This is a genomic window from Streptomyces pallidus (ex Mingjun et al. 2026) (assembly GCF_051550185.1).
Classification (GTDB): domain Bacteria; phylum Actinomycetota; class Actinomycetes; order Streptomycetales; family Streptomycetaceae; genus Streptomyces.
On sequence record NZ_CP196181.1, the window covers coordinates 2,050,224 to 2,064,731 of the forward strand.

At 74.2% G+C, this 14,508-nt stretch carries 15 protein-coding genes; 2 read left to right on the forward strand and 13 right to left on the reverse strand.

The genetic code is table 11. The features are described from left to right. The 8 genes from ACSHWO_RS08820 to ACSHWO_RS08855 form a co-directional block, all read right to left on the reverse strand. The gene (locus ACSHWO_RS08820) at nt 1-828 is read right to left on the reverse strand and encodes an enoyl-CoA hydratase family protein (RefSeq protein ID WP_385805420.1); all 828 of its coding nucleotides are present in this window, start codon (nt 826-828) and stop codon (nt 1-3) included. 79 nt (nt 829-907) lie between these two features. Further along, nucleotides 908-1,918 (reverse strand): ornithine carbamoyltransferase, encoded by a 1,011-nt coding sequence (gene argF / locus ACSHWO_RS08825; RefSeq protein WP_438310974.1) that lies wholly within the window; start codon nt 1,916-1,918, stop codon nt 908-910. A gap of 142 nt (nt 1,919-2,060) precedes the next feature. Next, complete coding sequence (locus ACSHWO_RS08830) at nt 2,061-3,287, reverse strand: arginine deiminase (RefSeq protein ID WP_361089429.1); 1,227 nt, start codon at nt 3,285-3,287, stop codon at nt 2,061-2,063. A 191-nt stretch (nt 3,288-3,478) separates the two neighbouring features. After that, on the reverse strand, nt 3,479-3,772 hold the full coding sequence (locus ACSHWO_RS08835) for a hypothetical protein (RefSeq protein ID WP_438310976.1): 294 nt from the start codon (nt 3,770-3,772) through the stop codon (nt 3,479-3,481). Nucleotides 3,773-3,895: 123 nt separating this feature from the next. Continuing rightward, nucleotides 3,896-6,508 carry a polynucleotide kinase-phosphatase gene (locus ACSHWO_RS08840; protein ID WP_438310978.1) on the reverse strand — a complete coding sequence of 871 codons (2,613 nt, stop codon included), beginning with the start codon at nt 6,506-6,508 and terminating at the stop codon, nt 3,896-3,898. Next, entirely contained in the window at nt 6,505-8,001 is a 1,497-nt protein-coding gene (locus ACSHWO_RS08845; RefSeq protein ID WP_438310980.1) for a 3' terminal RNA ribose 2'-O-methyltransferase Hen1, read from the reverse strand. The genes ACSHWO_RS08840 and ACSHWO_RS08845 overlap by 4 nt, the downstream gene beginning before the upstream one ends. Nucleotides 8,002-8,115: 114 nt before the next feature. Further along, nucleotides 8,116-9,042, reverse strand: a complete 927-nt coding sequence (gene mmuM / locus ACSHWO_RS08850; RefSeq protein WP_385805425.1) for a homocysteine S-methyltransferase — start codon at nt 9,040-9,042, stop codon at nt 8,116-8,118. 16 nt (nt 9,043-9,058) lie between these two features. Then, nucleotides 9,059-9,982 carry an LLM class F420-dependent oxidoreductase gene (locus ACSHWO_RS08855; protein WP_438310982.1) on the reverse strand — a complete coding sequence of 308 codons (924 nt, stop codon included), beginning with the start codon at nt 9,980-9,982 and terminating at the stop codon, nt 9,059-9,061. A gap of 199 nt (nt 9,983-10,181) precedes the next feature. On the opposite strand from ACSHWO_RS08855, the gene ACSHWO_RS08860 reads away from it, so the two are divergent. Then, the gene (locus ACSHWO_RS08860; protein WP_438310984.1) at nt 10,182-10,415 is read left to right on the forward strand and encodes a hypothetical protein; all 234 of its coding nucleotides are present in this window, start codon (nt 10,182-10,184) and stop codon (nt 10,413-10,415) included. A gap of 75 nt (nt 10,416-10,490) precedes the next feature. Here ACSHWO_RS08860 and ACSHWO_RS08865 read toward each other — a convergent pair whose 3' ends face one another. The 4 genes from ACSHWO_RS08865 to ACSHWO_RS08880 all read right to left on the reverse strand — a co-directional run bounded on the left by ACSHWO_RS08865 (nt 10,491) and on the right by ACSHWO_RS08880 (nt 13,148). Next, the gene (locus ACSHWO_RS08865; protein ID WP_404239765.1) at nt 10,491-10,970 is read right to left on the reverse strand and encodes a DUF6099 family protein; all 480 of its coding nucleotides are present in this window, start codon (nt 10,968-10,970) and stop codon (nt 10,491-10,493) included. A 123-nt stretch (nt 10,971-11,093) separates the two neighbouring features. Further along, a complete protein-coding gene (locus ACSHWO_RS08870; RefSeq protein ID WP_361089413.1) occupies nt 11,094-11,486 on the reverse strand; it encodes a nucleotide pyrophosphohydrolase in 393 nt (130 codons plus the stop codon). Further along, a complete protein-coding gene (locus tag ACSHWO_RS08875) occupies nt 11,483-12,685 on the reverse strand; it encodes an ATP-binding protein (protein ID WP_385805429.1) in 1,203 nt (400 codons plus the stop codon). Before ACSHWO_RS08875 ends, ACSHWO_RS08870 begins: the two co-directional genes overlap by 4 nt. A gap of 67 nt (nt 12,686-12,752) precedes the next feature. After that, nucleotides 12,753-13,148 carry a cell division protein SepF gene (locus ACSHWO_RS08880; RefSeq protein WP_361089409.1) on the reverse strand — a complete coding sequence of 132 codons (396 nt, stop codon included), beginning with the start codon at nt 13,146-13,148 and terminating at the stop codon, nt 12,753-12,755. 157 nt (nt 13,149-13,305) lie between these two features. Here ACSHWO_RS08880 and ACSHWO_RS08885 point away from each other — a divergent pair, with 157 nt between their 5' ends. After that, entirely contained in the window at nt 13,306-13,989 is a 684-nt protein-coding gene (locus ACSHWO_RS08885; protein ID WP_438310988.1) for a DUF2470 domain-containing protein, read from the forward strand. Between the two features lie 22 nt (nt 13,990-14,011). On the opposite strand, the gene ACSHWO_RS08890 is transcribed toward ACSHWO_RS08885, so the two are convergent. Next, a complete protein-coding gene (locus ACSHWO_RS08890) occupies nt 14,012-14,431 on the reverse strand; it encodes a hypothetical protein (RefSeq protein WP_438310990.1) in 420 nt (139 codons plus the stop codon). Between the last annotated feature and the right edge of the window lie 77 nt (nt 14,432-14,508).

Consider the following 14,508-nt stretch of genomic DNA (forward strand, 5'->3'; position numbering starts at 1 on the left):
CTACCTGCCCTTCCACTCCGGCGGCCGCTTCTGGGTGAAGGCGGCGTGGAACTCGGCGTAGTCCCGCCCGTTCATCAGCAGGGCCTGGGTGTTGGCGTCGAGTTCGACCGCGGCCGCCAGCGGCATGTCGAGCTCGGCGGTGAGCAGTGCCTTGGTCTGGGCGTAGGCGAGGGCGGGGCCGGCGGCGAGGCGGGCGGCGAGCTCGGCGGCCCGCGCGTCGGCCCCGCCCTCCTCGGTGAGTTCGCTGAGCAGGCCGATGCGCTCGGCCTCGACGGCGTGGACGGGCTCTCCGAGCATCAGCAGCCGGGTGGCGTGGCCGAGGCCGACGACGCGGGGCAGCAGGTAGGCGGCGCCCATGTCGCCGCCGGAGAGGCCGACGCGGGTGAAGAGGAACGCGAAGCGGGCGGTGGGGTCGGCGATGCGGAAGTCCGCGGCGAGGGCGAGGACCGCGCCGGCGCCGGCGGCGACCCCGTGGACGGCGGCGATCACGGGGAAGGGGCACTCCCGGACGGCGCGCACGACCTGGCCGGTCATCCGGTTGAAGTCGAGGAGCTGGGCGGTGTCCATGGCGAGGGTGGCGCCGATGATCTCGTCCACGTCGCCGCCGGAGCAGAAGCCGCGCCCCTCGCCGCCGAGCACGAGGGCGCGCACGGAGCGTTCCCGGGAGAGTTCGGCGAGGAGGTCGCGCAGGTCGGCGTAGGCACCGAAGGTGAGGGCGTTGAGCTTCTCGGGGCGGGTGAGGGTGACGGTGGCCACGCCGTCCTGCCGGGTCACCCGCAGGTGGCGCCACCGCTGGGTTGCCGGGGTGGAACCGATGAAGGGGCTCACGGGAACGACGGTATCACCGTATCCTGACTTCCGTCACAGAAGCGCGATATACGGGTGGAGGCGGCCACCCGGGCGGCCGTCAGACGGCCGGCCGGGCGAGGGTCGCGACGAGGACGGCCTTGATGGTGTGCAGCCGGTTCTCGGCCTCGTCGAAGACGACGGAGTGCGCGGACTCGAACACCTCGTCCGTGACCTCCAGCGAGTCCAGCCCGTGCCGGGCGTGGATCTCGCGGCCGACGCCGGTGCCCAGGTCGTGGAAGGCCGGCAGGCAGTGCAGGAACTTCACGTCCGGGTTGCCGGTGGCGCGCAGCACGTCCATCGTGACGGCGTACGGGGCCAGGGCCGCGATCCGCTCGTCCCAGACCTCCTTGGGCTCACCCATCGAGACCCAGACGTCGGTGGCGACGAAGTCGGCCTCGGCGACGCCCTCGGCCACCTCCTCGGTCAGCGTGATCCGGGCGCCGCTGTCGGCAGCGAGCTCGCGGGCCCGGGCGACGACGTCCTCGGCGGGCCAGTAGGCCTTCGGGGCGACGATGCGGACGTCCATGCCGAGCAGGGCGCCGGTGACCAGGTAGGAGTTGCCCATGTTGAAGCGGGCGTCGCCGAGGTAGGCGAAGGCGGTGCGGTCCAGCGGCTTGGCGCAGTGCTCGGTCATGGTGAGGACGTCGGCCAGCATCTGGGTGGGGTGCCAGTCGTCGGTGAGGCCGTTGTAGACGGGCACTCCGGAGTGCTCGGCGAGCGCCTCGACGACCTCCTGGCCGTCGCCCCGGTACTGGATCGCGTCGAACATCCGGCCCAGCACGCGGGCGGTGTCCTTGACCGACTCCTTGTGGCCGATCTGGGAGCCCGCGGGGTCGAGGTAGGTGGTGTGGGCGCCCTGGTCGGCGGCGGCGACCTCGAACGCGCAGCGGGTGCGGGTCGAGGTCTTCTCGAAGACCAGGGCGATGTTCCGGCCCGCGAGGCGGCGCTGTTCGACCCCCGCCTTCTTGGCCGCCTTCAGCTCGGCGGCGAGCTCGACCAGGCCGCGGAACTCGGCGGCGGTGAAGTCGAGCTCCTTGAGGAAACTACGGCCGACGAGGTCGGTGGGCATGGCGGCACTCCAGGGTCACGTGACGGGGAATGCTGGAAGTCTATACGACAGCATGCATTCATATACAGCCCCTGTTTTCCCCGCCTCCGCACCATCGTGCCTCGTCAGACGCCTCCGGGCGCACTGCGGGCCGCCGTACGGGTCATACGGGATCCCGCTCCACCGGGCAGCTCATGCACCGCGGACCGCCCCGGCCCCGCCCGAGTTCGCTGCCCGGGATCTCGATGACCTCGATGCCCTCCTTGCGCAGGTGCGTGTTGGTCGTCACGTTCCGCTCGTACGCGACGACCACCCCCGGCTCCACCGCCAGCACGTTGCAGCCGTCGTCCCATTGCTCGCGCTCTGCCGCGTGGACGTCCTGCCGGGCGGTCAGCACGCGGATCGCGTCCAGCCCGAGCGCCTCGGCGATGGCCCGGTGCATGTGCTCCGGCGGGTGGTCGCTCACCTTCAAATCGTGCGCGCCGGCACCCGGCTCGATGGTGTACGAGCGCAGCATGCCCAACCCCGCGTACTGGATGAACGTATCTCCGTCGACCATCGTCATCACGGTGTCCAGGTGCATCAGCGCCCGGCGCTTGGGCATGTCGAGCGCGACGATGGCGGTCGCCGACCCGGCGGCGAACAGGCCGCGGGCGAGCATCTCCACCGCCTGCGGGGTGGTCCGCTCGCTCATCCCGATCAGGACCGCCCCGTTGCCGATGACGAGCACGTCCCCGCCCTCGATGGTCGAGGGGTAGTCGGCCTGCCCCTGCGACCAGTAGTGGAAGGCGCCCGAGGCGGTGAACAGCGGGTGGTGCCGGTAGATCGCCTCGAAGTGCACCGTCTCGCGCTGCCGGGCCGGCCAGCGCATCGCGTTGATCGACACCCCGTCGTAGATCCAGGCCGAGGTGTCCCTGGTGAACAGGTGGTTGGGCAGCGGCCCCAGCAGGAAGTCGTCCAGCTCCATGGCGTGGAAGCGGACCGAGACCGGTTCCGCGTGCCGCTCCAGGTACTCGCGCTTGGTCATGCCGCCGACCAGCGCCTCGGCGAGGTCGGCCGACGCCAGCCCGTCGAACACCGCGCGCAGGTGGTCGGTGGCGAGCGGCCCGTACTCCTTCTCGTCGAAGACCCGGTCGAGGACGAGGTGCCTCGCCTCGGGGATGTCCAGGGCCTCGCGCAGCAGGTCGCCGAAGAGGTGCACCTCCACGCCCCGGTCCCGGAGCACGTCGGCGAATCCGTCGTGCTCCTGGCGGGCCCGGCGCACCCACAGCACGTCGTCGAAGAGCAGTGCGTCCTTGTTGCTCGGTGTGAGCCGCTTCAGCTCCAGGTCGGGCCGGTGGAGGATGACGCGGCGAAGCCGTCCGGCCTCGGAGTCGACATGGAATCCCATGGCGTACACGTTCGCAGACCGGACGGCTTTTTGACGTGGCGTTGGCTCAGGAGGCCCCGGCGGACCCCGGGTCGCTCCGGTTCACTGCAGACCGAGCAGCGCGGCCGACGCCCCGACCAGCTCCGGACCGGTCAGACCCAGCTTGGGGAGGGTCGCGTTCGGGATGCCGTGGTTGCTGCCGTCGGGCATCGTCAGCGGGGCCCCGAGGACCTCACCGGGGGTGCGGGCGACCAGGTCGGTGGCCGGGGCCTCCAGCGCGCCCTCCCCGTCGGTCGCGGGGTCGCCGAGCAGGTTGGGGTCGGCAGCAGGTCGCCGGACTGGTGGCGGACCTCCGGGGCGCCGACGACGGGCAGCGGAACACCGGTGCCCACGCGCGGCGTCTCCACGCCCAGCGTGGTCTTCACCGCTTCCAGCGGGACGTCGACCGGCACCGCGTCGGCCGCCGCCGGGCCGGCCGCGCCGGCGGCCCCGGAAAGTTCCCCCATGCGACCTAATTCGGGGCCCTGCCGGGGCACGGGATTTGCGCGCCCCCGGCGCACACCCCCTCGCGCCGGCCGCGCCCACGCGGTGGCGGGCGCGGCCGGGCCGGCCGTCAGGCCGTCAGGCCGTCACAGCCGGGGGTCGACCGGCTCCGACTCCAGGGCGAGCACCGCGAAGACCGCCTCGTGGACCCGCCACAGCGGCTCGCCGTCCGCCAGCCGGTCCAGGGCCTCCAGCCCGAGGGCGTACTCTCGCAGCGCGAGCGACCGCTTGTGGCCCAGGTGCCGCGCCCGCAGCCGCTCCATCTGCTCCGGGCGCGTGTACTCCGGCCCGTAGATGATCCGCAGGTACTCCCGGCCGCGGACCTTGATGCCGGGCTGGACCAGGCGTCCCCGCCCGTCCCGGGCGTACGCCTGGAGCGGCTTGACGACCATGCCCTCGCCGCCGGCGGCCGTGAGCTCCAGCCACCACTCGGTCCCCGCCCGTACGGAGTCCGGGTCGGCGGTGTCCACCAGGATCCGGGCGGTGCGGCGCAGCAGCCCGGTGCCGGCCGCCTCGTCGGCGGCGACGAGGCGGTCCAGCCAGAACAGCTGCTCGTCGTGGGGCACGGCGGCCAGCGACCGCCCGGCCGCGGCCAGCAGCTGGAACGGCGCGAACCGTACGCCGTCCAACCCGTCGGTGGTCCAGCAGTAGCGGCGGTAGGCGTCGGTGAACCGGGCGGCGTCCGCGGCCCGCTCCTGCTGGCGCTCCAGCAGGCCGCCGGTGTCCACGCCCCGCCCGGCGGCCGCGGCCAGGGCGGCTACCGCGTCGGGGAAGGCGGCGCGGGAGGCCGCCCCGACGGCCGCGTACTGGTTGCGCAGCAGCCCGGCGGACTTCAGCGACCAGGGCAGCAGCTCCCCGTCGAGGAGCAGCCAGTCCGTGTCCAGCTCCTCCCACAGGCCCGCGTCGGTGACGGCGGTCCGGATCCGGGCGAGGACCTGCTCGGTGACCGCCGGATCGGGGAAGAAGGGCCGGCCGGTACGGGTGTAGACGGAGCCCGTGGCGGTGCCGTCGGTACCGAACCGCTCCCGGGCGGCGTCGGCGTCCCGGCACAGCAGGACGGTGGCGCGGGAGCCCATGTGCTTCTCCTCGCAGACGACCTGGGCGATCCCGTCGGCACGGTACTGGGCGAAGGCCTCCGCCGGGTGCTCCAGGTGGCGGCCCTCCTTCGAGGTCGCCGCGGGCGCCATCGTCGGCGGGAGGTACGGCACCAGCCGGGGGTCCACCGCGAAGCGGCTCATGACCTCCAGGGCGGCCGCCGCGTTCTCCTCGCGCACGGCGACGTTGCCCAGGTGCCGGGTCTCCACGGTCCGCCGCCCGTGCACGTCGGCCAGGTCGAGCGGGCGGCCCTCGCGGCCCCCGGGGGCCTCGGCCGCGAGCGGCTTGACCGGCTCATACCAGACCCGCTCCGCCGGTACGTCGACCAGTTCCCGCTCCGGCCAGCGCAGGGCGGTCATCCGGCCGCCGAACACCGCGCCGGTGTCCAGGCAGATGGTGTTGTTGATCCAGGACGTGTCCGGGACCGGGGTGTGGCCGTAGACCACGGCCGCCCTGCCCCGGTACTCCTCGGCCCACGGGTAGCGCACCGGCAGCCCGAACTCGTCCGTCTCGCCGGTGGTCTCCCCGTACAGGGCGTGCGAGCGGACCCGGCCGGAGGTCCGGCCGTGGTACTTCTCGGGCAGGCCTGCGTGGCAGACCACCAGCCGGCCCCCGTCGAGGACGTAGTGGCTGACCAGGCCGGCGATGAACGCGCGGACCTCCCGCACGAACTCCTCGGGCTCGCGGGCCAGCTGCTCGACGGTCTCGGCGAGGCCGTGGGTCAGCCGGACCCTGGAGCCCTTGAGGTGGCGGCCGAGCTTGTTCTCGTGGTTGCCGGGCACGCACAGGGCGTTGCCGGAGCGGACCATGCCCATCACGCGGCGCAGGACGCCGGGGCTGTCCGGGCCGCGGTCCACGAGGTCGCCGACGAACACGGCGGTGCGGCCCTCGGGGTGGACGCCGTCCGCGTAGCCGAGCTTGGTGAGCAGGGTCTCCAGCTCGGAGGAGCAGCCGTGGACATCGCCGATGATGTCGAAGGGGCCGGTGAGGTGGGTGAGGTCGTTGAACCGCTTCTCGCGGACGACCTCGGCCTTCTCCACCTCCTCGACGGAGCGCAGCACGTGCACTGTGCGGAAGCCCTCGCGCTCCAGGCCTCGCAGCGAGCGGCGCAGCTCGCGGCGGTGCCGCTGGATGACGTGGCGGGGCAGGTGGGCCCGGTCGGGGCGGGCGGCGTTGCGCTCGGCGCAGACCTGCTCGGGCAGGTCGAGGACGACGGCGACCGGCAGCACGTCGTACTCGCGGGCGAGCCTCACCAACTGCCGGCGGGCCTCCTGCTGGACGTTGGTGGCGTCCACGACGGTGAGGCGGCCGGCCGCCAGCCGCTTGCCGGCGATGTGGTGCAGGACGTCGAAGGCGTCCTTGCTGGCGCTCTGGTCGTTCTCGTCGTCGCTGACGAGCCCGCGGCAGTGGTCGGAGGAGATGACCTCGGTGGGCTTGAAGTGCCGGCGGGCGAAGGTGGACTTGCCCGAGCCGGTGGCTCCGATCAGGACGACGAGGGACAGGTCGGGGACGGGGAGCACGCGGCGGTCGGTGCTGCCGGCCGGGGAACCGGTGGTCGTGGTGTCGGTGGTCGTGGTGTCGGTGGTCGTGGTGTCGGTGGTCATGCCGCCTCTCCCTCCTTCGGGGTGCCGGTGGTGCGGGTCGTCTCGGCGGGGTCGCCGGCGCGGGTGAAGACGGCCATCTGGGTGGGCGGGCCGACCTCGGGGTCGTCCTCGCCGACCGGCGTGAACTCCACGGCGTAGCCGTGCCGTCCGGCGACCGTCGCGGCCCACTCCCGGAACTCCGCGCGGGTCCACTCGAAGCGGTGGTCCGCGTGCCGGAACCGGCCGGCGGGCAGGGTCTCCCAGCGGACGTTGTACTCGGCGTTGGGCGTGGTGACGAGGACGGTGCGGGGGCGGGCCGCGCCGAACACCGCGTACTCCAGTGCGGGCAGCCGCGGCGGGTCCAGGTGCTCGACGACCTCGCTGAGCACGGCCGCGTCGTAGCCGGCCAGCCGCTTGTCGGTGTACGCGAGCGAGCCCTGCAGCAGCCGTACGCGCCCGCTCTGCTTCTCCCCCATCCGGTCCAGCCGCAGCCGCCGGGCCGCGGTGCCCAGGGCGCGCATGGACACGTCGACACCGGTGATCTCGGTGAACGACGCGTCCCGCAGCAGCTCCTGCACCAGCTGGCCCTGGCCGCAGCCGAGGTCGAGGACCCGGGCGGCGCCGGCGGCGCGCAGTGCGGCGACGATCGCCCCGCGGCGCCGCACGGCCAGCGGCACGGGCCGCTCGGCGGTGTCGGTGTCCTCGTCGACGGCGTTGTCGAGGTCCTCGGGCTCGCTGCCGTCGGCCTCGGCGAGGCGGGCCAGTTCCAGGCGCTCCAGGGCGTCCCGGGTGAACCGCTGGTGCCGGGCCAGGTAGCGGGAGGCGATCAGGCCGTGCTCGGGGTGCGCGGCGAGCCAGCCGTCGCCGGCCCGCAGCAGCTTGTCCACCTCGTCGGGGGCGACCCAGTAGTGCTTGGCGTCGTCGAGCACCGGCAGCAGGACGTACAGCTGGCGCAGCGCGTCGGTGAGCCGCAGCTCGCCCTCCAGGACGAGCCGTACGTACCGGGAGTCCCCCCACTCGGGAAACCGTTCGTCCAGCGGCAGCGGCTCGGGGCGTACGAGGTCCCAGCCCAGCGGGTCGAACAGCCGGTGCACCAGTTCCGCCCCGCCGCGGGCGGGCAGCGCCGGGATCTCGATCCGCAGCGGGCGGACCTGCTCGACGAGCTCCGGGCGTGCGGTGCAGCGGCCGTTCAGCGCGCTGCCGAACACCCCGCGCAGGGCGACGGCGAGCAGCGAGGAGGCGGCGTACGGGCGGTCGTTGACGTACTGCGCCAGTGCCGCGTCGGGCGCTCCGCCCCGGCCCTTGCCCTGCCCCCGGCGCACGAGCGCGACGGGGTCCACTTCCAGCAGCAGGGCCGCCGTGCAGCGCTCGGGCGCGGCCTCGGGGTAGAAGACGTGGGCCGTGCCGTGGGAGGTGGGGAACGCCTGCGCCTTGCCGGGATGCTTGTGCAGCAGGAAGCCCAGGTCCGTGGCGGGTCGTTCGGGGGTACCGGTGGTGGAGATCGTCAGGAACACACGCCCGATTCTCGACCTTCGCCCGCTGCCGCCGCCTCCTGTTTTCCCGCCGCCCGCGGCGCCCGCGGCGCCCGCCGTGGCGTCGGCCGCTTCGGGGCGCGGACTTCCGCTTCTTCAGGCGGTGCCGGTTGCGCCCCCCGCGACCTCGGCGGCCAGCCGGGCGATGCGGGCGGGGCCGATGCGGCAGCAGCCCCCGAGGAGGCGGGCGCCGGCCCGCCGCCAGGCGGCCGTGGGCCAGGGGGACTGCGGATCGGCGGGGCGGGCCCAGGTGCCGGTGGCCGCGTCCCAGACGGAGCCGTCGTTGGGGTAGGCCAGGAGCGGCAGGTCCGTGACGGAGGCGGCGGCTTCGAGGGCGGGCAGGACGTCCTGCGGGTCGCAGCAGTTGACCCCGGTCGCGATGACCTGCGGGGAGGCCGCGGCGAGGGCGAAGGCCTCGGCCATCGGGCCGCCGGCCCGGGTCCGCCCGGCGGCGACGGTGTAGGAGATCCAGGCGGGGGCGCCCGTCTCGGCGAGGACGGTGACCAGGGCCTCCGCCTCGGCCGCGTCGGGCACGGTCTCCACCGCCAGCACGTCGGGGCCGGCCGCCAGCAGGGCCTCGATGCGCGGGCGGTGGAAGGCGGCGAGCTCGCGGACGGTCAGACCGTACCGGCCGCGGTACTCGGAGCCGTCCGCCAGGACCGCCCCGTACGGGCCGACGGAGGCGGCGACCCACACCTCGTGGTCGGCGGCCTCCGCGGCCCGGGCCGCCAGGGCGACGCTGTGGTGCAGCAGGGCGGTGGTCTCCGCGCGGTCGTGGCCGCGGGCCGCGAAGGCCCCGTACCCCACCTGGTAGCTGGCGGTGATCAGGACCTCGGCGCCGGCCCGCGCGTACGCGGTGTGGGCGGCTTCGACCTGGGCGGGCGCCTCGGCGAGCACCCGGCCCGTCCAGAGGCCGCCGGAGAGGTCGCAGCCCTGGTCGGCGAGCTGGTTGCTCAGGCCGCCGTCGAGGACGACGGCCCGGCGGGACAGGGCTTCGGCGAGCGGGCCGGACGCGCGGGGCACGGTTGCTGCGCCCGGTTCAGTGGAGCTGGGACAGGACCTGGGCCGAGATCAGCTCCAGGTGGTCCAGGTCGTCGAGGTCGAGCATCTGGAGGTAGATGCGGGAGGCGCCGATGGCCTCGTAGGTGCCGATCTTGTGGACGACCTCGGCGGGCGAGCCCGCCAGGCCGTTCGCCTTGAGCTCGTCGACCTCCCGGCCGATGGCGGCGGCCCGGCGGGCGACCTCGGCGTCGTCCCGGCCCACGCAGACCACCAGGGCGTTGGAGTAGACGAGGTCGTCGGGCTTGCGCCCGGCGGCCTCCGCGGCGCTGCGCACCCGGTCGAACTGCCGCTCGCTGTCCGCGATCGAGGCGAAGGGCATGTTGAACTCGTCGGCGTAGCGGGCGGCGAGGCGCGGGGTGCGCTTGGCACCGTGGCCGCCGATGAGGACGGGCACCTTGGCCTGGGCCGGCTTGAGCAGCGCCGGGGAGTTCTCCACCCGGTAGTGGGTGCCGGCGAAGTCGAACGCGGCCCCGGGCTCGGTGGCCCACAGGCCGGTGACGATGGCCAGCTGCTCCTCCAGCCGGGACATCCGCTCGGCGGGGAAGGGGATCCCGTACGCCTTGTGCTCCTCCTCGAACCAGCCGGCTCCCAGACCGAGTTCGATCCGGCCGCCGGACATCTGGTCGACCTGCGCGACCTGGATGGCGAGCACGCCGGGCAGCCGGAAGGTGCCGGCGGTCATCAGCGTGCCCAGCCGGATCCGGCGGGTCTCCCGTGCCAGGCCGGCGAGGGTGATCCAGGCGTCGGTGGGTCCGGGCAGCCCGTCGGCCGACCCCATCCTCAGGTAGTGGTCGGAGCGGAAGAACGCGTCGAAGCCGAGGTCCTCGGTGGCCTTCGCCACGGTCAGGAGGGTGTCGTAGCTCGCGCCCTGCTGGGGCTCGGTGAAGATACGGAGATCCATGACCTCCATCCTGCCCCCATCCCACCCCTGCCGGGTGAATCTCGCCGAGCGGCAGGTCCGCGCCGGGCCCGGCCAGTGACCGGCCCGGACGGGGATCGTTGGCTCGGACGGAGCCGGACCGCCCGGCCCGCCCCGGCGGCGCCCGCCGGTGCGCACACCGCCCCTTCCCCCTGGAAGGGCCAGGGCCGAGGAGGCCGCCATGTCCCACGAGTCCGGGCACGACGACGCGCGCCGGGAGCCCGGCGGGGCCGCTTCGGACGACGCGCCGAAGGGCCTGCTGCAGCAGATGGAGGAGCTGGTGGCGGCCCTGAACGCCGACCTGTCGCAGCTCGACGCCGAGCTGCAGACCTCCGCGGACCGGGCCCCGGGCACGCCGTCCCCCGGGGACCCGCACACCGCGGAGGGCGACCGCCCCTCGTACCGCATGTCCTGACCCGGGCGGCCGCTACGGCGGCCCGGCCCGGGCGGTCCCGCCGCCGGGCCGCCCGGCCTCCGGGACGTTCCCCGGTCAGGCCGTGGCCGAGCCCGGCCCGCGGACCAGCAGCAGGCGCAGGATCGCCCGTACCCGGTCGCTCGACTCGTCGGCCGCGTCGATGGACTCTATGCACTGCCAGTACAGGCCCTCGTCGTCCGTCGCGCAGGCCACGCCGACCAGGGCTATCCCCACCTCGCCCAGCAGCTCCTGGAGTCCGAGCAGGGCCTGCCGGACATCGGCCACCCCGCTCAGCTGCGCCGCTCTCGGCGGGTGGTCGGGCACTCTGCCCTCACCGCGCAGGGCGGCTCTGTCGAACACCCCGCAGCCTCTGCCTCCCGCTTCCCCCAGCCCGCGCGCCTCCGATCTCAGCTCGCGCGGTCCGCTGACCGCGAGCCAGTTACCCATGCCCTGGGCCAGTGCCTGGGCCTGCCAGGCCTCTCCCACGATGTCCAGGGCCGCCCCGCTCCGCGTCAGCGCGTGCCGGCCGGCCGCGATGAGCCGTACCGCATCCATATGCCGTCCCCCGTCCGCACGACATCCGCCGTTCTCACCACTACCCAGAGTGAGGGCAATGAGCCAGTAAAGCCAGGGGTATTAGGAAATCTAAGGACACAAACATGGTTGTGAACAACACCATCACTCCGAAGAGTGACGATTCGGTGTCGAGGTGCCCTCCACAGGGAAGCGGAGTTCGTTCCTCTCGATCTTCGCGGCGAGCGCATCCAGCACATCCACCCCGAGAACCTCGCAGAATTGCAGCAGATACGCGAGCACATCGGCCACCTCGTCGGTCACACGGTGTGCGGTTTCGGGCTTCTCCATGACCTTCGCCGACTGTTCCGGCGTCAGCCACTGGAAGATTTCGACCAGTTCCGCCGCCTCGACACTCAGCGCGACGGCCAGGTTCTTGGGGGTGTGGTACGGCTCCCAGCCGCGTGCGGCGGCGAAGTCGGCCAGCCGCCGCTGGAGTCGGTGCAGCCGCTCCTCGGGGCGACCCTCGTCCGGCCGCCGTTCGTTCGTCTCGCTCATACCTCCAGATCTACCACCGCGACCCCCGGGACCCGGCGGGCGGCCGCCGCGGTCTGCGGGCCCACCGCCGCGACGAGGCGGACGTGGCCGCGCGCGCAGGACAACAGGGCCAGCCGCAGCAGCTCGGCGCTCTGCCGCGGGTCGAGGCAGCGGTCGAGGCCGTCGGCGAGGACGGTCAGCGCCTGTCGGGCGGAGAGCAGTTCGGCGGCCGGGTCCATGGCGAGCACCCCGGGCCCGGTGAGCAGGACCAGGGCCATGGCGAGGAACCGGAGTTCGCCCGAGCCGAGCCGCCCCAGCTCGGTGGCCGGCCGCCCGGGCCCGCGTTCCAGCAGCGCGGACACGAGGCCGTCCGCGGCGGCCCGGACGCCGAGGCCCTCCACCGGCCCCGCGCACGCGGTCCGCGCCGCCCCGGTCAGCAGCGCGTGCCGGGTGCCGCACTCCAGGCGGGTCCGGCGCAGTACGTCGGCCAGGTTGGCGCAGTCCTCCAGCAGCCGCCCCTCGCCCTGCGGGACGGGGGCCCGCATCCGCTCGGGCTGCGGATCGCACGGGAACACCGAGCGCAGCGCCACCACGACCTGCTCGGCGGCGGCGAGGACCTGCCGCTGGCCGGCGGTGGCACCGGCGACCCGGAGGGGGAGCAGGGCGGTACCGAGCCGGTCGTCGGGGAGCGGGGCGCGGGTGAACCCGGTGCTGCCGCCGGTCAGCCAGGCGGCCTGGACGGTGCGCCGGCCCGGGTCGCGCAGTGCGGTGCCGAGCAGGATCCGGCCGCCGGCGGAGAGCCGCTCGCCGGCGATCCGCAGCTCGGGCTCGGCCTGCACGGCGAGGTCGAGGCGGACCGGGCCGAGGGGCCCGTCCACGGTGCAGCCGATGCGGAAGCCGCGCCGGCCCTGCCCGTCGGCGCGGGCCCGGTCGGGGATCCGGGACCGCGGGTCGGGGAAGGCCCGGTCCAGGGGGGCTCCGGAGCCGAGGCGGGCCAGCGCCTCCAGGGCGGCCAGGGCCTGGGACTTGCCGCTGCCGCTCGGTCCGGCGAAGAGGACGACGGGGCCGAGCGGGAAGACGGCGGCGCGGTGCGCGCCGAAGGCGGAGAGCCGCAGCTCGGTGACGGCCGGCCGCTGGTGCGGCACGGCGCCGGGCAGGTCCTCCGCCGCGGGCCGGGGGTGCGGCGGGGCCGCCCGGGCGGTGTCCGGGGTGGCGTCCATGCGCCGGACGGTACGGGCCGCCGGACCCCCTGCGGGTCCGGCGAACCGTTCCGCCGTGGTGACGTTCCTACGATCGGGGGACGGCCGCGGCCGCGATCCCCTCGACCTCGGTGCCGACGGGGGCCAGCAGGAAGACGTTCCGGTCGACGCGGTGCATCCCGCTGCCGAGCCCGAAGACGACGCCGCTGCTGAAGTCCAGGATGCGCTTGGCGACCTCGGTGTCCGCGCCGGTGAGGTCGAGCAGCACCGGGATCTGCGCGATCAGGTACTCGGCCACCTCGCGGGCGTCGGCGAAGATCTGGACCCGGATCACGACGAAGCGGCGCTGCTCCGCCGCGGACGCCTTGGGGGTCGCGGGGATCGTGCGGTGGTCCACCCGGGAGGGCCACTCGTTGCGGCTGCGCAGGGGGACCACCTGCGCGAGCCCCTCCCACTGTTCGTCCGTGACGTCGTACCTGCTCACCGGGCCGCCTCGACCGTGCGCTTCATGTGCATCCCCCCATCCTCTCGCCTTTCACCCGTTCAGCCCAACAGCGACACGGAGTGGTGCGGTCCGGGGTTCACCCACCCCGGGGGTGAATTAGGTTAGGCATACCTAAGTAACCGAGGGAGAGATGCGCATGTCCACCGACGCCGAGCGGGTCCGGTCGATCCTGGCCGCCGCCCATTCCATGACCGTGACCGTCGACGGGCTGGCCACCGAGGTCCGCCACCTCGACGGCACGGACCCCCTCGGCCGGCTCCACCTCCACCCCGCCGAGCCCGGCGGCCACGCCGGGCACCGGCCGTCCGTCCGGCTGGAGTTCACCGACGTCGCACCCACCCCCGTACGGGACCGGGTGCGCGCCCGCGTCACCCTCCTGGGCCGCCTCCTCACCCCGTACGCGGACGCGAGCACCTCCCCCGACGCCTCCAGCTGCATCGAGTTCGACCGGGCCGTACTCGAAACCGCCGACGGCCACCGCGCCCACGTCGGCCTGCACGAGTTGGAGGCCGCCTCCCCCGACCCGCTCGCGACCTACGAAGCCGGCATGCTCACGCACCTCCTCGACGACCACGCCGAACTCGTCACCCTCCTGCTCCGCCTGGTCCGACCGGCGCCGACCGCCGCCCTCGTCCGCGCGCTGCCGCTCGCCATGGACCGCTACGGCATCACCCTGCGCCTGGAGGAGGTCCGCGGCCACCGCGACGTCGCCCTGCCCTTCCCCTCGCCGCTCGACGACGTGGAACAGTCCGGCGTACAACTGCAGGCCCTGTTCAGCGCGGCCCGCCGCCGCTCCCACCGCAACACCCTCCCCGCCTGAGGGCCCCCGCGGCCACCGGCCCCTACCCGCGGAAGGCCCGGTGGCGGTCGACCGGCCGCGGCAGGCCGTAGTGCTCGCGCAGCGTGCCACCGGTGCACTCGGTCCGGAACAGCCCGCGCCGCTGGAGGACGGGGACGACCTGGTCGACGAAGTCGGTGAGCCCGGCCGTCAGGACCGGGGGCATGACGGTGAACCCGTCGGCGGCACCGCCGACGAACCATTCCTCCAACTGGTCGGCGACCTGCTCGGGCGTCCCGGCGTACACGCGGTGGCCGCGCCCGGCCTCCAGCCGGGCGATCGGCCCGCGTAGCGTCAGGCCTTCGCGGTGGGCGAGTTCGGAGACGACGGCGAAGCGGCTCTTGTTGCCGTTGACGTCCCGCTCGTCGGGCGGTTCGGGCAACGGGCCGTCCAGCGGCAGCCCGGTGAGGTCGGTACCGAGCATCCCGGAGAGCTGAGCGAGTCCGCACTCCGGGACCTGGAGCTCGGCGAGCCGGCGCTCGAGCGCCTTGGCCTCGGCTT